The following is a 20483-nucleotide window of genomic DNA, read 5'->3' on the forward strand; positions in this document are numbered from 1 at the left end:
AGTTTATCTGCAGAGTTATTTGAGGGTATTCAAGACAACGGGAATCGTGTATGGATCCCATGCCGAAATGTTCTTGTACCTGAATATGATAATATCAAACGATGAATCCCCGTATCGTTGCACTCCTGGGTAGTCCGCTTGCAGACGGAAATACTGCAAAGTTGCTGAAGAGATCCGTGGCTGGAGCCGAGGCTGCAGGATGCGATGTTCAGATGATTCATGTCACCGAACTTGAGTTGTCTGCCTGCAGGGAGCATTACTTCTGTAAAAATAATACAACGTGCCTGATGGAGGATGATGTCACTCCTCTATATCCCGTTTTGAGAGATATGGACAGTCTTATCATCGCAACCCCGGTCATGACGATGGGCATACCCGGTCACCTGAAGTCATTTATGGATCGGTTTCAGGTCTTCTTCTGTGCAAAATATGTTCGCAAGGATCGGCTTGTGGAGAAGGAGAAACGAAAGATACGCCGGACACTTCTGCTCTCGATATCAGGGATGAACCTTCCTGAAAACTTTGACGGAGTTGTTCTCTCAACCAGATCATTCTGTGATGTCATCGACTGCCGGTATGATGATGAACTCCTGATCCGTGATATGGATACCAAAAAAGATCTGGATCTCTTCCCTGACCTGATGGAATCAGCGTATCAGAAAGGGTACCGGCTCGGAGGTCTCCTCACCGGGGCATATCACGACCAGGAGAAGTGTTAAGGCAGGGATTAGCCTCTTCTGATACGGTACTCATTCTTATTGCATGAAATAGTCATTTTCATCTTTCCTACCTGATCCCTACAGGAAACCGTCGGGATTTTCCCAGGCTCTCCATATCAACCGATGATCATGGAGTGAATAAACTATCAGGGATCTCAAAAAAAGAGTTGGAAAGGGTAATTCAGAGTTATACTCTGAATCCGGACTCGTATGCAAAGGCCTTTTGTAAGGTCTTGATACCACCGGTCACTTCAGTAGTGTCTTTCCATGAGTTCGTTGCTGAGGTCTTGTTCCAGGTTGCACTGTTTGAGTTGTAGTTATCATCGCCACCATCACGGGCTTCCATGATACTGCCTGCAAAGACGGTCTTGACAGTTCCCTCTGCAAAGCCACTACCTGAGTTTGCATCAGGAGTCACTGCGATCTGGTAGTTCAGGCCAGCCGGAACATCAGCGGTCTCTGCAACTGCACGGATCTGACCTTTCGTCGAGATCTGAGCGCTGTTCACATTGACAAGACTGCTCTTGGCAGAGACAATGTTACAGAATGCTGGCAGAATATCACTGTCTGACTGTGAGAAGACACAGCGGATGTTGTCATCGCCGTTTGCGTAGTTACCTGCAACTGAGAGGGTGTACTCTTCCTCTCCTACCAGGTGTGCACCTTCGGTGCTTGCATAGGTCAGGACTTTCTGCTGCTCAATGTTGTACAGGCCACTTGCCTGGTTCTTTGAACTGAAATCGAAGTTCTTGTTCTCAGCAAGTTTTCCACCATTGGTAAGGATGGAATCCCTGTAGGTTACATCAGCGACAGTCTGACCAGCTCCGAGAATTCCGGTTGGAATTGAACCAGGACCTGCGATTACCCAGGACATGGTGGTCTTGTCGTCTACTGCTCCAGTGGCATCGATGACGGTGTCAATAGAGAAGACCTGGTTCTCAGGTGTCTGGTTGGGAAGACGGTCTGCTGCTGCTAAACCGGTCATAGCCACAAGGGCAACAAATGCAACTATCGGTACAATGGAAAATCTCATTTTTTCTCCTACAATCATACTGGTACTACTACCATCAACAGGTACACGTTTGGAAAAAATGCATAAATGGTTTCTTCTCTCATAAAACCGATGTAAAGAATTCATAATTAAAATTAGAGACCACAGAGGAAAGTTCTTAAACGATCCGTGTGGCCGGATGAGATCACATATTTTAATTATCAGATAATTGTCGTATCAGTGTAAACCCGGTTAATCTTCTAGCAACCCGTTCGTGTGAGATGAAGAGAGAAGAAGCCTTTAGACCTCATACGTGCACGTACCTATTGGCAGAGTAGATTCCTAATCCGGGTCGAAAAGCCTGAATAACACTCCTAATAGCCGATACATCAGCAGTTTCCCGGCCAGAGATGGATGACCGGGAAAAAATCCTGAACACAATTACAGTGTGCCTTTGACGCTCTGTCAGTACTCTTCTCAGGAATTAATGGGTTATATTGAACTTATTCGGTCTTCGTCATGGGCAGTGAGAAAATTCATGCCCGGTTCAGATGAAGAAGGACCTTGTTCGTTGGATGCAAAAACGCTGTTTTCGTACCGTGAAATATTGAGTCCGGGTGAGATACCACATTACCCATTCCTGAGAGCAACGATATCTGTAACTCCTTTCAGCATCCAGACAGCACATCGATCATCGTTCGTGATAACATTGGCATCATCATCTGCTGAGTGACCGAATGCAATGAGAATATGGGATGAAAGATTGTTCTTTCGCACCATATCCACGAACATACCTTTAATCAGGATTGTTTTCTCCAGGTTGACAACTTCCTCAAGAAACCCCTGCAGACTCACGAAACGAAATACCGATAGATCGGTGGAGTACTCTTCGATCTCAACGGATACCCGTGGATTTGATTTCATGTACTCCACCTTCCTGCCATATCGGGTAGAGAGAAAATAGAGAAACCTTCCGTCAAAAACATACATGAACGGTGCAATGTATGGATTGTCCGGGCCAATGAAAGCGATTCTTGAGAGATACTGTCGCTTTATCAGATCATCATACTCTTCTTTCGATTGTTTCGGGATTTTTAAGGGATCCATGCTCGTATGCTATCATAGAGAATATCACACGTTTATCCTTTTCTCTCAGGGATTTTGGGTACCGCCCGGTGACATTCCCGCTGATCAGAGACCTCACCGTCGGAGAGGACGATCATCCGGCACATATACTCTTCATGCCACTCTTCATGGGTGACCATGATGATCGTCTGACCGTACTCTTCGTTGAGTTGTCTGAGAAGATCCAGAATCATACGTGATGTCTTCGAGTCAAGGTTGGCACATGGCTCATCTGCAAACAGTATCATCGGTGTATTGATGAGAGCACGTGCAATGGCAACCCGTTGCTGCTCACCACCGGAGAGTTCATACTGCTTATACGATATCCGGTGACCAAGGCCTACCCTTCTCAGAATCTCTTCACTTTTTCTGAGATACTCATCCTTCTTCATCCCCCTCGCCTTGGCAGGCAGGTACACATTCTCCTGGACAGAGAGTTCAGGAACCAGTGCATAATCCTGAAAGATATACCCGAGATTCTGGAGCCTGAATTCGGTCTTCTCATCCTCATTCAGCGTACTGATGTCTGTTCCGTTGATGACCAGGCTCCCGGTTGTCGGGGTATCAAGCAGCCCGATGATATGGAGCAGCGTTGATTTCCCGCTTCCGCTCGCTCCGGTTATCCCGACAAACTCCCCGGGAGTAATGGTAAACGATACGTCCCGGAGGGCATGGACCTCCACCATCCCCATGGTATACACCCGGGAGATATGATCAGCCTGAATCATGCGGATCCCCTGATTGCATCGAGGATCGGCTCTTTACTGATCTGATATGAAGGGATACAGCCCGAGACGAGAGAGACCATGTAGAGCAGAATAATGCTCCTGATGAATGGAACCGCCTCGACCATCGGATAGACTGCTCCTCCGGGAAAGACAAGCGGGTGAATATTCAGGTACGCTATCAGAAGGAACGCAAGGAGCAGGCCCAGAATGCACCCCCAGGTTGCCATAAAAATAACCTGGAACAGGTACGAGAGGACAATCGTGTCCTTGTGAATCCCGATGGCTTTGAGGATCCCAATCTGCCTCCGTTTATTGATTGTATTAATATACACCACAATGAACGTGACCACCATAGCGATCACAAGGCTTACACCGGTAGAGATCCCGTTGATGATACCAAAGGCTGTGACGGCATCCTTCACCGCACTGCTCGCCTTCTCGTTATACGTTTTTACCTGTTCACGAACTCCATACTCCATCAAAAGCAGTTTTTCCCTCTCTTCCTGCCCATTCTGTGTCAGTTTAATCAGTACAGATGTAGCCTTGTCTGAAATCCCCAGTACCTCTTCCATCTCCTTCCTGGTGATGAATCCGTACTGATCAATACCGTAGACGCCGGAAGAGAGAACTCCTTTTACCCGGAGACTCCTGGTCATTCCGTTATTAAACGTAACAAGAACCTGATCTCCAACCTGTGGACCTCCGAGTGATTCAGACTTGTCCTTACTTGTGTCTGCGTTACCGGCAAGGGTTGTGCCGAGCACTATTGAGTCTGTATCACCGTCAGAAAGGAACTCTCCATCCTTAAGTTTCGTATGAATCTTTGTGACCTGCTCCTCGTCGGTTGGTGTCAGAGCGACCAGCACACCGGAGAGTGTCTTTCCCCGGTAATTGTAGGTGGCTCCGGTCTGGATCCGTGGAGACGTTGCAAGGACATCAGGGATCTGATCAACCTTATGCTGCAGTGATGAGACGTTCGTTATGTAAATCTCCTGCTCCTTCGGCTCGATCACCAGGTTACCAAACGAATAATCGATAGACTGGGCGTCGTAATTCACGATCACCCCTGAAATGATCGAGGGAAGAAAGACGAGATTTACAAATACCAGTGCCATGATGGTGATCGTAAGAAACAATGTGAAGCGGTTCCCGTTCTGTATCGAACGGATGGCGAGAAAAAATGCGATAGGGAGTTTCTGCCCGGTCATAATTCAGGGAGAGATCCGGCGTTTGTAGAGATAGACGACAACACCAGCACCCAGGATAGCCAGGAAGAAAATCAGCAGAGTTATTCCTCCTTTTTCCTCAACAGAAAGTGAAAGAGGCTCTGATATCGAGTGCACTCCATAATCATCCAGGTAGGATACATTCAGGGTGTAGAAGATATCTCCAGACCGTGTCGCTTTCAGGTTGAAGACTGCAGGGGCGTCATTGCCAGGCTCAATGGTTCCGACAAATGCCTCTTTTATTCCTTCAAACGGAATGTCAAGGCTTGCCCGCACTGACTTTGCATCATCTGTGCCGGTGTTTTCCAACCTGAGGATCAATGAGAATGTGTCACCGGTTTGTATCTGCTGGGGTGAGATCTGGTATTTTGAGATCCCGATCTCTCCTTTTCCCTGTATCCTGATCCCGATCTGTGATCTCTGTTCAGATCTGGTATTATCAGTTGTCAGGTATGTGATCGACAGGGGGAACTGGAGAATCCCGATCGGGATATCCTTGTCTGTCGCAAATGAGAGGTTCAGATGATATGTCTCATCCTGACCGATCTCCTTGATATAATACTGTTCAGGGGAGAGTGAGGTTATCGAGTGCTCAGGTGTCTCGACGAGTACTGTGATGTCATGGGCTTTTGACCGGCCTTCATTCGTCAGATCAACAGTGAGATTAAACGATGTACCTGGAATGATCTGTTCCGGAACGGTGCGGTCTATTCTGAACGATGGTTTTTTTGACAAGGCATACGGAGAGTTCACATTAACCGGAACCGGATACTTCACACTTCCTGAGTCACGGATCCTGATCCATGCCTCTGGGAAATACACCCCGGCTGCCTCGGGGGCAGTGAGGAAGAAGGTAAGATTGACTGACTGCCTGGGACCGATCTCTCCGATGTCTTCATACCAGCCGTTCAGAACCTGAAAGTCCCTGGTCTTCAGTGTTGCCGATTCGATATAGGCATTCACCGGTGTGGTACTTGATTCAGATATCGAACCACCTGAACCACCGGTGGTCGAGGATGCGGTTCTTGAGGCCTGGTCTGCCGTATTGGTCAGGGTAACTGTGATCGACACTGCTTCTGATGGCAACACGACATCAGGGCTGATCTGATACCCGGTGACCATGACGGTCGGGTTATCAGCTATGATTGCAGGGATTAAAAATAGCAATGCGATTACCAGGATGGGGAAAGACCTTGTATTCATAATCCTCAAAACGACCTGAATTACAGTATCCTGCTACTCCCGTATATGACTATTGCCAGTCGATTTAAATATTCACTCTCTGAGTGAAACCACATCGAAATCAACATAGTTCAAAGACCATATGTACATACATGGTCTCAAACAGAAACTGGCTGATTCTATTTGCTGTCAGCCTGCTTTGTTCATCGATGCTTCTGTTCCTTCTTCATTATGGGATATTTCATGATGCCCACCACATTCTCGTATACACCCTGCATGATATCGCATTTCTTCCGATTGAAGTGCTCCTGGTGACCCTAATCCTGCATCAGATGCTGGAAAGACAGGCAACCAAAAATAAACTGAACAAGCTCAACATGGTTATCGGAGTCTTCTTCTCTGAACTCGGGACTCCACTTATGAGATTCTTCTCATCCCACGATCCGCAATATCAGGAGAAAAAGCACTTTTATTCTTCAATCAACACCTGGAATCATGCCCTCTATGCATCAAAACTGAGAGAAGCCAAAAAATCGGCGTATCAGGTTCAGATCTCCTGTGCAGATCTGATCGAGCTCAGAGCAATTCTCATTGAGAAAGAAGACTTTCTTGTCCGAATTCTGGAGAATCCGACTCTGCTTGAGCATGAGGCATTTACAGATGTATTACAAGCTGTTTTTCATCTGACTGAAGAATTAAAGCATCGGGGAGATTGTAGTGATCTTCCAGACAGTGATATACGCCATCTCTCCGGGGATATCACAAGAGGGTATTCACATATGATCCCTGTCTGGATCTCGTATCTTGAATATCTGAAGATAAATTATCCGTATTTATTCTCTCTTGCCGCACGTACCAACCCATTTACAGAGAAGGAAGATGCGGTAGTCCGGGAATGAGACTGGTATCAGAGATATCGGTACCGAACCACGAATTGTAGTATCGATCTCCGGGACACCCATTTTTTCAAGTGAATTTTCTGTTCTCCCCTTCATGTGAGAAGATCGATATTCATCCAGATGTCATCAGAAAGCCATTGATTCTGATTGAATGGATACCAGAGTCCAGGGTTGACAGACCCGGAGTTTTATTTTTAAGAACCCCAACGGGGCCCTGGTGGGGGCCACAGGAAGGACCGATGAAGATCTCTTTTTCATGCAGATTGAATCGTTCTCCTGATAAGAATCCTTGTTATTCTGACACCGGAGTGATTTTACCCTCCAGGTGCCGCTGTAGATCCAGTTTCATCATCTCGACAACATTTGATACGACCCCCCGGGTATGGTCACGCAGCAGTTGATCGGTACTGAAGAATTCCCTGTCTTCGTTACTGGAATATTCAGCACCATGGGTCCGGTATGAGATGCCAAAGGGGGCAAGAATGAATCCCATCTGCTGAAAATTTAGAAAAATATCCATTGCAGTCTTGATTCCCCCATCTTCATGACCATTGACCAGGATTCCAAGTATTTTTCCATCGGTCAGACCTGGTTTGTTCAGGTGATAGAGATTCTGCATGCAGGTGGTCCGGTCCAAAAAGATCTTGAGCCGTGCTGACATGCTGTTCCAGTTTATGGGTGAAACAACGATGACAGCCTTTGCCATGCGGAGCAACTGGTGAAAAGTATGCATATCATCTGACTTATTCCGACAGGGAAAATCACAGGACTGTGCTCTCACGGCATAACAGCACCAGCAATGTTCGATGGAAAACTCGTTCAGGTTGAATCGTTTATACGAGACATTCTTTTCAGAGAGGACCTCTTCAGCAATATCTGACATCATCCCGGTATTCCCGGCACGGTGGGAACTTCCATTGATAAGAAGAAGATCAAACGGTTCTTCGTTATATGAGAAGACCTCCTTATGGGCAGGGATAAACTCTCCTGACGGACTATGACAGTTGGGACATCCTTTTGGAGGTTTTACTCCGCTTATCTGAAATCCGCACACCGTGCATAGCCATGGTATCTTTTCATCTGTCGTTGTCTGATTGGAAAGTGAACTTGCCATGTTTTTTTTCCTGAAGATGGATACGAATGCATTATATTTTGTAATTCATGCAGATGAGGTTGCTTCCATGAATATCTGGAATGACACAAATACTCTTGATTGTACACAGATGATCGCAAATCTACTGGAACTCCTGACTCGAACCAACCACGATATGTAGCTGATCGTCGGGGAACGCTTAAACCAGTACCGCAACAAAGGATCTGGATACAGTTGATACGTATGAATCTTCACTATATGCACCGCTATCTGGCAGGCATGCTCGTGATGCTCTGTAGCATTGCGATCATCTGCTCTCCGGCAGCAGCACAGGGAAACGACGCAGCATCAAATCCCCTTGGCTCAATACCCTTCATCGGCGGGTTTGGTTCTTCTGAACCGGTGATCATACACTTCTTCTTCAACCCCGGATGCGGGGCATGTGAGAAGATCCACCCGGTGATAGAGGCCTACGCGGCAAACCATTCTGATGTAAAGGTTGAGTTCTACAGCCTTGCAGGAAACCAGACAAATATCGATCTCTTCAACGCCTACCAGAAGGCGTATAATATCTCCCATGCCCATGTTCCGATCCTCTTCCTCGGTACCACAAACCTGATGGGAGAGGAGGCGATCTCAGAGAATCTTGATACAACTGTTGCAGAGGTGAAGAAGGGGGACTACAAGCGTGGACTCCTCTCAAATCTCACATCAGGAAGCAGTGACACATCAGCCTCATCCATCAATCCCGGATTCCTCATCGTTGCAGGAATAGGAGAGGGACTCAACCCATGCGGACTGCTCGTTCTTGCTCTGCTCCTCGTCTCGCTCATGGCTTCACAGTCACGAAGGACGGTCCTTGCCATAGGGCTTGCATACATCGTCGCCTTCTTCGCAGTGAGGCTCCTTTCAGGGTTTGCCATATTCTCTGTTATCCAGCTCCCCGGCCTCTCACAGACCTTCACCCTGATAGCGGCGGCAGTTGCGATCATTGCCGGTATTATTCAGGTCAAAGATGGGCTCTCAAAGAAACAGCATCCGCTCCTCTCGATACCTGACTCAAAAAAGAGCCTGATCTCATCATATATGAAGAAGGCCAGTGTCCCTGCCGGTCTCGTTGTCGGGGCCCTTGTGGGTATCTACGGGATGGCCTGCACAGCTGGAATATACATCAGTATCCTCGGGATGCTGTACAAAGAGCCTGCAGTCGGGATCGTCTACCTGGTCCTGTATAACATCCTCGTTGTGATCCCGCTGGTTGTCATCCTGCTCCTGGTATTCTTTGGAATACCACCAGAAAAGGTCAGTGCATGGCGTGATGACCAGAAGAGTATGCTCAGGCTCATGATCGGTGTTGTGATGATTCTCATGGGGATCATCATCCTCATACCGATGTTATAATTTATTTTTGTAGATTCCATGCCCGTAATGGGTGAGGAGAAACCGCCTCACCTTTTCTGACTGAACCCATGCAGTATCAAAATCCTGGATGACCTGATCGATCGCTTTGATCTGCTCGACATACCGTGGCCTGAACGGGCTCTCCTCAAGATCGACCAGCCCTGCTATGACCTGCAGCGGATTGCGGATCTGATCGTTGAGGATCTGAAACACCTCCATGTTCTCCTCGATCCTGGCAAGACCTGTCTTCTTCACCTCGTTCTCAAACTCAACCCGGAGTGTCACATCCCGGTAGATCAGAAGCATTCCTGAAGGGCTCGATCCATTTTCAGAGATTGGCAGGAGATGGAGATCAAGCCAGGTATCATGATCACGTGGCGGGATGAGAACCACCCGTCTGACCGTCTTTCCGGTTGAGAGAAGCATGTCCATGCTTCGCAGGATCTCGTCCCTGAAGATGGCAGGGTTAAACCGCAGAAGAGAAGTCCCGGGAAGGGGAGGGGAGCCGCCTGGATCAAGAGTCTGAAGGAGAAGGCAGGCCCCGGGGTTCAGATACCTGATCTCTGCATCTGGAGAGAAGAGCATGATTCCGTCATCAAATGCATCAGCAAGGGTCCGGTAGAACTCTTCACTCCTCCGGAGACGCTGATCCAACTGGTGTGTGCGGATCGCGATATCGATCGTAAGCTTGAGTTCACGCCCGTTGTATGGTTTTGTGAGATACCCGTACGAGCCTGACCTGGTGATTCGCTGGTTTAATGTCTCATCATCATTGCTTGTGAGAAAGACAACCGGAATAGAGAACTCGTCACGGACCCGTGTTGCTGCCTCGATACCGTCCATCTCCCCTGCGAGACTGATATCCATCAGCACGAGATCAGGCATGATACAGCCTATCTTCTCAATCGCATCCTCACCTGATGCACTGCAGCCAGGTACATGGAATCCGAGATCCTGCAGAGTCAGGGTGATCACATCGCAGACGGCCGGATTGTCTTCTACAATGTATATGGATGCCTGCCTGGAGCCTGTATGCTCCCCGCCGGAGAGACGACCAGATGCAATCAGATAAACCACCCTGACCTGATGCTCAGAATAAAATCATCTGCAAGATGGGAACAATACCCTGGACAAGTACCTGGTAATCATCATGTACAACCATGAAGATTTGCCATGCAAAAATAGGTGAAGGGAGGGATGTGATTCGCGATTGTAAGCGGGGTTTAATCCATGAATCACTCAACCGGGAAAAATTTTGAGGTTCTAAAATCTCTGGACGCCTCATGCCACCGGTTCAAACTGATCCTTGCCGACTCCGCAGACCGGGCAGACCCAGTCATCAGGCAGGTCTTCAAAAGGGGTGCCTGCAGGAACTGCAACGGTCTCATCACCGAGTTCAGGATCATACACGTATCCACATGGAATGCACTCATACTTCTCCATTGGTACCTCCCGGAAGGAATCCGGATTATGCAGATCTCGCCGGGATGAGAGATAAAGGTGGGCCCTGAACGGGGATGTCACAAACTCTCAAAACCGATCGCGGCGTATCTCTCCTGAAGCATGCAATATCATATATCACTAAAGGGAACAGAAAAGACCGGAGGGGAGCAGAACGAATAGTTCATCTCCCAGAGCCGGCAGTGATCCTGACCGGACCATGAAACGGATCGTTCTCTTCATCGCCATCCTTGCCGGATTTCTGACCCCGTTCGACGGGTCAGCGGTCAACATCGCTCTTCCGACCATCGGTGCGGAGTTCAGCATGGATGCTATCTCGCTCTCCTGGATTGCAACCGCGTACCTCCTGGCATCAGCCCTCTTCCTCGTTCCGTTCGGGAGGCTTGCAGACATCTATGGGAGGAAGAGGATATTTGAGAGTGGTATCATAATATTCGCATTCTCCTCTCTCCTCATGACCATGGTCCCGACAACCGGGGCATTCATCCTGATCAGGGTCATCCAGGGGCTTGGTGCAGCTATGATCTACGGAACCGGTATGGCGATAGTGACCGGTGTCTTCCCACCGGGAGAGCGGGGACGTGCAATCGGCCTCTATATATCGTTCGTCTACTTCGGGCTCTCTGCCGGGCCGTTCCTTGGTGGTATCCTGACCTCATACCTGGGATGGAGAAGTATCTTCCTTGTCAATGTCCCCATCGGTCTGCTCGCTGTGCTGCTCATCCGCCTGAAACTGAAAGGTGAGTGGGCGGAGAGCAAAGGTGAGAAGTTTGATCTCATCGGGTCGGCTATCTATAGTCTCTCGCTTGTCGCTGTGATGTACGGCTTCTCCACTCTCCCCCATGCAGGAGCTGCAACAATGATAGGGGCCGGAGTAGTACTTGCTGCAGCATTCGCCTGGTACGAGAGCAGGATATCTTATCCTGTGCTCAATGTCCGCCTTCTCTTAGGAAACCGGGTATTTCTCTTCTCAAACATCGCAGCCCTCATCAACTACAGTGCAACCTACGCAGTGACCTTTCTGCTCAGCCTCGATCTCCAGTATACGAAAGGATTTTCACCAGAACATGCCGGGCTCATCCTGATCGCTCAGCCGATTGTGATGGCCCTTGTCTCCACCCTGTCAGGGAGGCTTTCAGACCAGATTGAACCAGGAAGAGTAGCATCAGCAGGAATGGCAATCACCACTCTCGGGCTCCTGCTGCTCGTCTTCCTGACCGAAGCAACACCGACATGGTATATCATCATCAGCCTGCTGATTCTCGGGACCGGTTTTGGCTTCTTCACCTCCCCGAACACGAACGCGATCATGAGTTCAGTACAGAAGCACGACTACGGGATGGCTTCCGGGACAACGTCAACCATGAGACTTCTCGGCCAGATGCTCTCGATGGGATTTGCAACCATGCTCTTTGCCATCTACATCGGCCCGGTTCAGATCACTCCCGAATATTATCCTGCATTCATCTCCTGTCTTCAGATCGGGTTCGCATTCTTCACGGTCCTCTGTGGCACAGGGATATTCTTCTCCCTCATCAGGGGCCATGTCAGAAGTGAAAACTGAGCAGAGTGACCCGGGATAGCAGGTACATTAATTACCGAACACACCATTTTTAGATTATCAGATGGCGCAGCCCCTCTCGCGGGTTCTGTACGTAGATGATGAGCCCGGATTCCTTGATCTCTGCAAGACATTTCTTGAGCGTTCAGGCGGCCTGGCTGTTGAGACCTCACGGTCAGGTTCTGAAGCTTTACGCATGTTACGAGAGGAGCGGTTTGATGCCATCATTGCTGATTATCAGATGCCGGGGATGGACGGTGTCGAACTTCTCGTCACGGTCCGCTCGGATCCTCTGATCAGTAAGATTCCTTTCATCCTCTTTACAGCACGGGGACGGGAAGAGGTTGTCATCAGGGCAATCAATAACGGGGCTGACTTCTACCTGCAGAAGGGCGGAGAGACCGGCATCAGGTTCATCGAGCTGGCTGATACGGTGAAGACTGCCATTAACCGCAGAAGCAGGCACTCCTATCAGGTGAGAGAAGATCAGCAGAATTCAGGTTCTTTCTCTCCCGATGGGGCCCGGTATCAGGGAGTCACGGGTGCCGGAGAACAGGGAAAGGAAGCAGCCCGTGACCTGACCCGGAATCAGGAAGGAATGAAATCTGTAGATGAACGGGAACTCAGGTGCACCAGCATCATCGCCAACGCTCCCTGGGGTATTCACTGCTACAGGCTTGAGGGAGGGGTATTCATCTTTGAGGCTGCAAATCAGGCAGCAGAGCGGATGACCGGTGTGAGAACAGAAAGGCTGCGGGGAAGGCCAGCCGGAGAGGTGTTCCCCGGCCTTAAATCAGCCGGAATTTCAGAAATTTTCGCAACGATTAACCAGTCCGGTGAGTCATGGCACTCGGAAAGTCCGGTAAGGTTTTCGGATGATCCCGATGCAAAACTCTTTGATCTCTTTGCGTTCAGGACATCACCGGGTAACATATCGGTGATTCTGAGTGAGCCGGCAGGAGAGAGGGAGAGAGATCTTCTTCCTCCCAGGGAACTCTATCACTCCTTGGTAGAGGCATCACCTGATGTTATCATCATCACCGACATCACGGGATCGGTCATCTTCGCCTCACCACGATCACGTAGCATGTTTGCACTTCCATCAGATCTTGACGTTATTGGAAAGGAGATCCTTGCCTGGATTGCTCCTGAGTGCAGATACCAGGCATTCGATTGCATCGCCAGGCATATGAGGGGAGAACAGGCTCCACCTGCCATGTATCGGCTGCTCCGATCTGACGGGACCTCATTTCCTGCAGAGATACATTCTGCTCCTGTGCGTGATAGAAACGGGGAGATAACAGGTATCGTCGCGATCATCAGGGACAACTCAGACCGGATCGCACAGCATGACGCACTTGAACGTGCAAACACCAAGCTCAACCTCCTCTCGTCGATCACACGCCATGACATATTGAACAAGATCACCGCACTCAGGCTCTACTGCTCGCTGATCGAGGAGGACGAAGACCCGGCACAGAACAGGGAGATGCTCAGGAAGATAGAGGAGATGGCCTCAATAATATCTGACCTTGTCGCATTCACCAGTTACTACCAGAACCTCGGGATCAATACCGCCAAGTGGATTGCACCGGTTGAGGTTGTGAGTCGGATCGGGGACCTGATCGAACTCGGAGATATCAGGATCAAGAACGAGTTCGGACAGATCAGAATCCTTGCAGACCCCCTCTTTGAGAAGGTACTCTACAACCTTTTTGACAATGCGGTGAGGTACGGCAGAACGATAACCACCATCAGGACCGGGTACGAGCTCACCGATGAGGGGGTGACCCTCTTCATCGAGGATGACGGAGTTGGGATTCTTTCCAAAGAAAAGGAGAAGATATTTGAGCGGAATGTGGGGCACGGGACCGGGCTCGGTCTTTTCTTAAGTCGGGAGATACTGAGTGTGACAAATCTCTCAATACGGGAGAGCGGTACACCCGGGAACGGGGCCAGGTTTGAGATTGTGGTCCCGTCTGACAAGTACCAGATCCCATGACGGCTACATCTGCCTGCAAGATGGCACAGAACCTGCCATTGTGTATTCCGAACCATTAAATAATTATCCAGCCCAAACGCTGCTTACAAATACTAAACCTGGGGTAATGCATCGTTCAGAAATCTCGTCTGTAAACTGAATCAGGGGGAGTGGTTTTCAGACACCGTACCGTGTACACGGGGGGCAGTGTGATATCGGTTCTGCATGTAGATGATGAAAAGGGATTATTAGAGGCAGTAAAACTTTCACTTGAAGACACCGGGGTATGTACCGTTGATACAGCCGTATCTGCAGAGCTGGCAATGGAGATGCTCAGATCCCACACCTACGATGCGATCATCTCAGACTATGCCATGCCTGATATCAACGGGATAGAACTGCTCAGGATGGTCAGGGAAGAGTTCGGAGAGATCCCGTTCATCCTGTATACTGTCATACCCCGCGAAGACGTTCTTATTGAGGCAATAAACAGCGGTGTAACCTTTTACCTGCAGAAGGGAACAGAGCAGGGTGTCCAGACTGCAGAACTTATCCATGTCATTGAACAGGCACTGACAAGGCGGACTGCAGAACAGGCCCTTCGCGAGAGCGAGAACAGGTACAGGACCATCATCGAGAATATCATCGATGTGTATTACCGGACCGATTCAGAAGGGACTCTCATCTATGCAAGTCCTTCTGTGCTTCAGATGCTCGGATATGACTCACTGGATGAATTGATTGGAAAGAGAAACGGTGAGTTCTGGAAAGAACCTGCAGAACGAGACATCTTCATGGCCCTTCTCAAGGAGAAGAAAGAGGTAAGGGATTATGAAGTGACCCTGCTCACCAGATCCGGAGAAACGATCTATGTCGCAGTCAGCTCAAGGATCTGCACCGATGAGAACGGAGCATTCGATGGTGTTGAAGGAATCTTCAGGGATATTTCTGAACGAAAGAAGGCAGAAGCCGAGCTGAAGGCAAAGAACTTCGAGCTTGCAGAGATGAACAGTGAACTCTCTGATACTCTGAAGAAACTCACTACAGTTCAGACCGAACTTGCACAGAGAAATCAGGATCTTATCGTCCGTGAAGAGTCGCAGAAGCGATCCGCTGCAGCACTCAAGAGAGCAAACAAGCAACTCAACCTTCTCTCGTCCATAACCAGGCACGATATCCTCAACCAGATCACGGCACTGAACGGGTACCTGACCCTGGTCAGGGATGAACTCCCGGATGGGATAACAACAAGATATCTCGACATGCTTGAGTCGGTTGCCGGTACAATCGAGACTCAGATCGCGTTTACCAGGGTGTACCAGGACCTTGGGTCCCAGGAGCCCCAGTGGCTTGAGATCAGTTCACTCATCCCTCATATCACCATTTCAGGCCTTACTATTACCGAGTCGGATCTACACGGGATCCGGATTTATGCCGACCCCATTGCGGGCAAAGTCTTTGAAAACCTCCTTGATAACACCATCAGGCATGGAGGAACGGTAAGCAGGATTGAGGTTACCGTTCACAAAGAACCTGGGCACCTGATCATAACCTGGGATGATAACGGAGTCGGGATCCCGGCATCAGAGAAGGAACTGATATTTCAGCGTGGCTATGGAAAAAACACAGGCTTCGGACTTTTTCTTGTGCGGGAGATCCTCGCAATAACCGGGATCACAATCAGGGAGATCGGAACAGAAGGCAACGGTGCACGATTTGAGATCCTGGTTCCTGAAGGTGGATACCAGATCAATCAGACGAACGGCAGTACCTGAAGTACAGGATACGACATCCCTATCATCCCCAAACGACCACTATTGTATTACTACTAGATATCATCGCAGTGCACAACCCATGGACAACGAGGAGGAACATGTGGGTCACGAGGAGCAACTCAGGCTTCTCGTGGATAATTCGCCAGATGTAATAACGCTGCTCAACCGGGATAGGGAGCGGGTGTACATCAGTGGCTCTGTGGCACAGATGACCGGGTATACCCCCGACGAACTGATGGGTGAACCATTCGATGCCATGCGAATTCATCCTGATGACCTTTCTGATGTAAAAAAGGCACTCGATCTCATGGATGCTTCTCCAGGAGCAGATGTGCGGGTTATGTACCGGCACCGGCACAAGGATGAGGGCTACCGGTACGTAGAAACGATCGGGAGAAACCTGTGCGACAATCCCGGTATCGGCGGGACGCTTCTGATCAGCCGGGACTGCACAAGAATGAGACAGGAGATCGATCTGCTCAGGGAGAGTATTGAAAGTCTCGGGAAGAAGAATCAGGATCTCCATGAGACAAACACCGGGCTCACCCTCCGGATCACCGATCTTGAATCACAGGTTCGTGAACATACCGATGATGTTGAAGACAAGAACGATGAGATAGAGCAACTCCTCAAACAGAAGGACGAATTCATCTATCAACTGGCACATGACCTGCGAACACCCCTGACACCGGTTGTTGCCATGCTTCCGCTTCTCGCCATCGGGATCCAGGACCCTGATGCGAAAGCACTGCTTGAGATCTTCAACACAAGTATCCAGTACCTGCAGAAGATGGTAGAGAATGTGATCTACTACTCCCAGCTGAACAGACAGTACTCAATCACTGATTACGCAGACTACATGCTCCTCGAACTCATAGATGAGGCACTTGAAGGAAACGGGTTCCTGACATACCAGAAAGAAGTCAACATCGGGGTCGATATCCCTGAAACGATCAGGATCAGGCTCTCACGGACTCATGCCAGACAGCTCTTCAGCAACCTCATCAACAACGCTGTGAAGTTCAACGTGTACAAAGGGGAAGTTCTGATCAGAGCAAGGCATGAAAAGAACGGGGTCACGATCACGATTTCAGACACCGGTGTAGGGATCCCTGAAGACAAGATAGATAAAATATGGAACGAGTTCATGACCGGTGATGCGGCACGTAAGGATCCCGAGGCAAAAGGGCTTGGTCTCCCGATTGTACGGCAGATCGTCACCCTGCATCAGGGGACCATCAGGGCATCAAGCAAGGGGACCGGAAAAGGAACAACGATAACACTCTGGCTCCCTGATGAACCTGTATAGTGCAGGCTTAAGGAACGCCCCTTCGCCGGTTCGAACATGTTCATATACTTCCTGCATGCAGGTACTGTAACGGAACCGGTTTCCTGTCGCAGACAGGTTGGGTTTCATAAGAACGGGCACACCACGGGGAGAAGAGATTTACATGCAGATAACATACGAGGTGATAGTTCCTTTTCTCTTTCTTCTGATGCTGATCTGCTCGGCATCTGCCATGATCTGCCTCGGGTTATACTCGAGGAGATTTTCTCATAATCCTGCAGTCCTGCCGTATCAGATCCTTATGTTCGCTGCAGCATACTGGGCACTGAACTATGCAGTCGAACTCTCAACTGTCAATCTTCAGACAAAGATCCTGTTACAGGAGACAAGGTTTATTGTCAATCCATTTATGGGGGTTCTCGATCTATGGCTGATTCTAACCTTTCTTCATAAAAGCGACTGGATCAAAGGGTGGCGATGGAAAGCACTGCTCATCATCCCAACCGGTATAATGCTTGCAGCCCTCACGAGCAAATACCATACCCTCTTCCGGTACAATTACGGCGTTGATCTCTCTGGTCCGCTCCCAACACTCTCATTTGTCAACGGCCCGCTGTATTTTGTCCATATCGGATACACATATCTCCTTGTCATCACAGGACTTCTGATTCTTCTTCTGACAAGAGAGGAGTCAAACAAAATATACCTCAAACAACGGGTTCTATTATTCGGAGCCCTGATATTTCCGACAATTCTCGACATCATCTTTCAGGTTGGCGGAACCCCGATTCATGGGATTAACCCTGCTCCGATATTCTTCTGGATTCCCGGCATTATCTATATCATAGCCCTTTTCAGATTTGGATTCTTAGACATTGTCCCGATTGCACGGAGCAGAGTCATCGAAGAGATGGGTATGCCGATGATCGTGCTCAGCACCGATTCACGGATCGCTGACATGAACCCGGCGGCAGAAAGACTGCTTGGTGGTTCAGCCCGCATCGGGGTTGGGCAGAAGATTACTGATGTTGCCGGATCATGGCCTGAATTCATCACATTCTGCTTCTCTTCAGATGGAAGAAAGGAGATCACGAAACAGGATACAGAAGAGAGCAGAATCTTTGATGCCAGGATGGATCTGCTGTACTCACCCGAAGGAGTTCCCGAAGGCAGGCTGATTCTCCTGACCGACATCACGACTCAGAAGCGACTTGAACAGAAGATTCGAAGGAGTGAGGAGCGGTGGAGAAGCATCGTGGATGGTGCACCGTTTCCCATCGTGATCACCAGTGTTGCAGACAACAGGATCCTGCTTGTAAACCAGCGGACCATCAGGCAGTTCAACCTCTCGTATGATGATCTCATCGGGAGAAACACAGAGGAGTTCTACGCAGACCAGAAGACGAGAGAGTTACTTATCACAACCCTGCATACACAGGACGAACTTGACGATATCGAGATGAAGATGCATGCTGGAGACGGGCGTGAGTTCTGGGTGTACGCCTCGGTCAGGAAGATACAGTATATGGGGAAGGAGGCTTTTTATATCTCATTTGCCGATTTTACCCTGCGAAAGAATCTCGAAGAGACACTCACCAGAAAGAACAGGGAACTCGAACTTGTTACCTTCTCACTCACCGAGACGAACAAGAAACTCAACCTCCTCTCATCCATCACCAGGCACGACATCCTGAACATGATCCAGGTAATCTCTGCAGTTTCAGACGTGATCCTGCTTGAGACAAGAGAGCCGGATATGGAGAAGAAGGTACGAATGATTGCCGATGCTGGAAAGTCGATCCGGACCCTCATCGAGTTTACCCGTGAGTACGAGGATCTCGGACAGACAGCCCCGGTATGGCAGGATATCACCCGGACCCTGCAGAGCAGGACCATCACCAGGCTCCTTTCAGGAATCACCCTTATCACACCGGACAGGCCTGTTGAGATCTCTGCAGATCCGATGCTTTCAAAGGTCTTTTTTAATCTCGTTGAGAATTCAATCCGCCACGGCGGGGGTATCTCAACGATACGGGTATCAGCAGAAGCGGTGGGTGATGAACTCAGGATCACCTACGAGGACGACGGAAGAGGTATCCCTGAGGAGGAGAAACTTCTCATATTCACCCGGGGATACGGAAGTAACACCGGCCTGGGTCTTTTTTTTATAAGGGAAGTTCTTGAGATCACCGGGATGACCATCATGGAAGAGGGGGTAACGGGAGAAGGAGCACGGTTTGTGATCCGGGTTCCTCCCGGAAGATACAGGTTCACCAGTATCCAGAGTTCATGACCTGAATCCAACCAAAACATTCACCTCATCTGCAGGTTGAATCTTCTGGTACGATGACACTGAGCAAGAAATATGTTGTAGCTTTTAATGCAAGCCCGCGAAAAGACGGAAACACTGCAACGCTGATCAGATATGCCCTGAATAAGATAGAAGAGCAGGGTATCAGAACAGAACTCGTACACATCGGTGGTAAACAGATCCACGGATGTATCGCCTGTATGAAGTGCTTTGAGAACCAGGACAGACATTGTGCCCTGGCAAAGGATCTGGTGAACGACTGTATCGACAGAATGGTGGAGGCAGACGGGATCATCATCGGGTCACCAACGTACTTCTCGGACATCACCCCTGAAGCAAAAGCGCTCATCGACAGGGCAGGATTCGTTGCAATCGCCAACGGCGGACTCTTCTCCCGTAAAGTTGGTGCTGGTATTGCAGCGGTCAGACGGGCAGGAGCGGTTGCTGCCCTCGACTCCATCAACCATCTCTTTGGGATCTGTGACATGTTCACAGCCGGTTCCACATACTGGAACCTGGGAATCGGATTTGAGCCAGGAGATGTGGAGAAGGATGCTGAGGGGATAAAGACCATGGAACGCCTTGGTGAGAACATGGCCTGGTTCATCACACGGGTGCAGGACTGAACCCTTTTTCTACAACCATATTTTCTATTCATCTAATGAGATCCCTCTCCCGTGACCTTCCCCTGACCGACAGGATAAATAGGAAGGCACGGTGATTATGAGATCAGTATATCCGT

Annotated in this window: 18 protein-coding genes; 10 read left to right on the top strand and 8 right to left on the bottom strand. The window is 49.3% G+C overall.

Annotated features, from left to right (window positions below):
• Window positions 1-101 precede the first annotated feature (101 nt).
• The gene (locus ACHZA2_RS06545) at window positions 102-719 is read left to right on the top strand and encodes a flavodoxin family protein (protein WP_319579043.1); all 618 of its coding nucleotides are present in this window, start codon (window positions 102-104) and stop codon (window positions 717-719) included.
• Between the two features lie 187 nt (window positions 720-906).
• Here ACHZA2_RS06545 and ACHZA2_RS06550 read toward each other — a convergent pair whose 3' ends face one another.
• The 5 genes from ACHZA2_RS06550 to ACHZA2_RS06570 all read right to left on the bottom strand — a co-directional run bounded on the left by ACHZA2_RS06550 (window position 907) and on the right by ACHZA2_RS06570 (window position 5992).
• Window positions 907-1752: a hypothetical protein gene (locus tag ACHZA2_RS06550; protein WP_319579044.1), complete on the bottom strand. Its 846-nt coding sequence runs from the start codon at window positions 1750-1752 to the stop codon at window positions 907-909.
• 588 nt (window positions 1753-2340) lie between these two features.
• Window positions 2341-2817 (bottom strand): pyridoxamine 5'-phosphate oxidase family protein, encoded by a 477-nt coding sequence (locus tag ACHZA2_RS06555; RefSeq protein ID WP_319579045.1) that lies wholly within the window; start codon window positions 2815-2817, stop codon window positions 2341-2343.
• 32 nt (window positions 2818-2849) lie between these two features.
• Entirely contained in the window at window positions 2850-3563 is a 714-nt protein-coding gene (locus ACHZA2_RS06560) for an ABC transporter ATP-binding protein (protein WP_319579046.1), read from the bottom strand.
• A complete protein-coding gene (locus tag ACHZA2_RS06565; RefSeq protein ID WP_319579047.1) occupies window positions 3560-4771 on the bottom strand; it encodes an FtsX-like permease family protein in 1212 nt (403 codons plus the stop codon). The genes ACHZA2_RS06560 and ACHZA2_RS06565 overlap by 4 nt, the downstream gene beginning before the upstream one ends.
• Before the next feature lie 3 nt (window positions 4772-4774).
• A complete protein-coding gene (locus tag ACHZA2_RS06570; protein WP_319579048.1) occupies window positions 4775-5992 on the bottom strand; it encodes an S-layer protein in 1218 nt (405 codons plus the stop codon).
• 131 nt (window positions 5993-6123) lie between these two features.
• Between ACHZA2_RS06570 and ACHZA2_RS06575 the strand changes: the two genes are divergently transcribed.
• The gene (locus ACHZA2_RS06575; RefSeq protein ID WP_319579049.1) at window positions 6124-6870 is read left to right on the top strand and encodes a hypothetical protein; all 747 of its coding nucleotides are present in this window, start codon (window positions 6124-6126) and stop codon (window positions 6868-6870) included.
• A 292-nt stretch (window positions 6871-7162) separates the two neighbouring features.
• On the opposite strand, the gene ACHZA2_RS06580 is transcribed toward ACHZA2_RS06575, so the two are convergent.
• Window positions 7163-7984 (bottom strand): NAD(P)H-dependent oxidoreductase, encoded by an 822-nt coding sequence (locus ACHZA2_RS06580; RefSeq protein ID WP_319579050.1) that lies wholly within the window; start codon window positions 7982-7984, stop codon window positions 7163-7165.
• Window positions 7985-8221: 237 nt separating this feature from the next.
• Here ACHZA2_RS06580 and ACHZA2_RS06585 point away from each other — a divergent pair, with 237 nt between their 5' ends.
• On the top strand, window positions 8222-9364 hold the full coding sequence (locus ACHZA2_RS06585) for a thioredoxin family protein (RefSeq protein ID WP_319579051.1): 1143 nt from the start codon (window positions 8222-8224) through the stop codon (window positions 9362-9364).
• Here the strand turns inward: ACHZA2_RS06585 and ACHZA2_RS06590 are convergent.
• Both ACHZA2_RS06590 and rd read right to left on the bottom strand, forming a co-directional pair.
• Complete coding sequence (locus ACHZA2_RS06590; protein WP_319579052.1) at window positions 9359-10441, bottom strand: response regulator; 1083 nt, start codon at window positions 10439-10441, stop codon at window positions 9359-9361. The genes ACHZA2_RS06585 and ACHZA2_RS06590 overlap by 6 nt on opposite strands.
• A gap of 204 nt (window positions 10442-10645) precedes the next feature.
• A complete protein-coding gene (rd, locus tag ACHZA2_RS06595; RefSeq protein ID WP_319579053.1) occupies window positions 10646-10807 on the bottom strand; it encodes a rubredoxin in 162 nt (53 codons plus the stop codon).
• 74 nt (window positions 10808-10881) lie between these two features.
• Between rd and ACHZA2_RS06600 the strand changes: the two genes are divergently transcribed.
• The 7 genes from ACHZA2_RS06600 to ACHZA2_RS06630 all read left to right on the top strand — a co-directional run bounded on the left by ACHZA2_RS06600 (window position 10882) and on the right by ACHZA2_RS06630 (window position 20367).
• Window positions 10882-11028: a hypothetical protein gene (locus ACHZA2_RS06600; RefSeq protein WP_319579054.1), complete on the top strand. Its 147-nt coding sequence runs from the start codon at window positions 10882-10884 to the stop codon at window positions 11026-11028.
• A complete protein-coding gene (locus ACHZA2_RS06605; protein ID WP_319579055.1) occupies window positions 11025-12389 on the top strand; it encodes an MFS transporter in 1365 nt (454 codons plus the stop codon). Before ACHZA2_RS06600 ends, ACHZA2_RS06605 begins: the two co-directional genes overlap by 4 nt.
• A gap of 61 nt (window positions 12390-12450) precedes the next feature.
• Window positions 12451-14388, top strand: coding sequence for a response regulator (locus ACHZA2_RS06610; protein WP_319579056.1), 1938 nt, complete (start codon window positions 12451-12453; stop codon window positions 14386-14388).
• 188 nt (window positions 14389-14576) lie between these two features.
• Window positions 14577-16142 carry a PAS domain S-box protein gene (locus ACHZA2_RS06615; protein ID WP_319579057.1) on the top strand — a complete coding sequence of 522 codons (1566 nt, stop codon included), beginning with the start codon at window positions 14577-14579 and terminating at the stop codon, window positions 16140-16142.
• A gap of 79 nt (window positions 16143-16221) precedes the next feature.
• Entirely contained in the window at window positions 16222-17451 is a 1230-nt protein-coding gene (locus ACHZA2_RS06620; RefSeq protein WP_319579058.1) for a PAS domain-containing sensor histidine kinase, read from the top strand.
• A 142-nt stretch (window positions 17452-17593) separates the two neighbouring features.
• The gene (locus tag ACHZA2_RS06625; protein WP_319579059.1) at window positions 17594-19723 is read left to right on the top strand and encodes a histidine kinase N-terminal 7TM domain-containing protein; all 2130 of its coding nucleotides are present in this window, start codon (window positions 17594-17596) and stop codon (window positions 19721-19723) included.
• A gap of 53 nt (window positions 19724-19776) precedes the next feature.
• Window positions 19777-20367 carry a flavodoxin family protein gene (locus tag ACHZA2_RS06630; protein ID WP_319579060.1) on the top strand — a complete coding sequence of 197 codons (591 nt, stop codon included), beginning with the start codon at window positions 19777-19779 and terminating at the stop codon, window positions 20365-20367.
• The last annotated feature ends 116 nt before the right edge of the window (window positions 20368-20483 follow it).

The organism is uncultured Methanospirillum sp., from assembly GCF_963668415.2.
In the GTDB taxonomy this organism is placed as follows: domain Archaea; phylum Halobacteriota; class Methanomicrobia; order Methanomicrobiales; family Methanospirillaceae; genus Methanospirillum.

What these genes read in the sequence shown, in the direction of transcription:
- ACHZA2_RS06545 (WP_319579043.1), top strand. Translation starts at nt 102, where the DNA reads ATGAATCCCCGTATCGTTGCACTCCTGGGTAGTCCGCTTGCAGACGGA.
- ACHZA2_RS06550 (WP_319579044.1), bottom strand. Translation starts at nt 1,752, where the DNA reads ATGAGATTTTCCATTGTACCGATAGTTGCATTTGTTGCCCTTGTGGCT.
- ACHZA2_RS06555 (WP_319579045.1), bottom strand. Translation starts at nt 2,817, where the DNA reads ATGGATCCCTTAAAAATCCCGAAACAATCGAAAGAAGAGTATGATGAT.
- ACHZA2_RS06560 (WP_319579046.1), bottom strand. Translation starts at nt 3,563, where the DNA reads ATGATTCAGGCTGATCATATCTCCCGGGTGTATACCATGGGGATGGTG.
- ACHZA2_RS06565 (WP_319579047.1), bottom strand. Translation starts at nt 4,771, where the DNA reads ATGACCGGGCAGAAACTCCCTATCGCATTTTTTCTCGCCATCCGTTCG.
- ACHZA2_RS06570 (WP_319579048.1), bottom strand. Translation starts at nt 5,992, where the DNA reads ATGAATACAAGGTCTTTCCCCATCCTGGTAATCGCATTGCTATTTTTA.
- ACHZA2_RS06575 (WP_319579049.1), top strand. Translation starts at nt 6,124, where the DNA reads ATGGTCTCAAACAGAAACTGGCTGATTCTATTTGCTGTCAGCCTGCTT.
- ACHZA2_RS06580 (WP_319579050.1), bottom strand. Translation starts at nt 7,984, where the DNA reads ATGGCAAGTTCACTTTCCAATCAGACAACGACAGATGAAAAGATACCA.
- ACHZA2_RS06585 (WP_319579051.1), top strand. Translation starts at nt 8,222, where the DNA reads ATGCACCGCTATCTGGCAGGCATGCTCGTGATGCTCTGTAGCATTGCG.
- rd (WP_319579053.1), bottom strand. Translation starts at nt 10,807, where the DNA reads ATGGAGAAGTATGAGTGCATTCCATGTGGATACGTGTATGATCCTGAA.
- ACHZA2_RS06600 (WP_319579054.1), top strand. Translation starts at nt 10,882, where the DNA reads ATGTCACAAACTCTCAAAACCGATCGCGGCGTATCTCTCCTGAAGCAT.
- ACHZA2_RS06605 (WP_319579055.1), top strand. Translation starts at nt 11,025, where the DNA reads ATGAAACGGATCGTTCTCTTCATCGCCATCCTTGCCGGATTTCTGACC.
- ACHZA2_RS06610 (WP_319579056.1), top strand. Translation starts at nt 12,451, where the DNA reads ATGGCGCAGCCCCTCTCGCGGGTTCTGTACGTAGATGATGAGCCCGGA.
- ACHZA2_RS06620 (WP_319579058.1), top strand. Translation starts at nt 16,222, where the DNA reads ATGGACAACGAGGAGGAACATGTGGGTCACGAGGAGCAACTCAGGCTT.
- ACHZA2_RS06625 (WP_319579059.1), top strand. Translation starts at nt 17,594, where the DNA reads ATGCAGATAACATACGAGGTGATAGTTCCTTTTCTCTTTCTTCTGATG.
- ACHZA2_RS06630 (WP_319579060.1), top strand. Translation starts at nt 19,777, where the DNA reads ATGACACTGAGCAAGAAATATGTTGTAGCTTTTAATGCAAGCCCGCGA.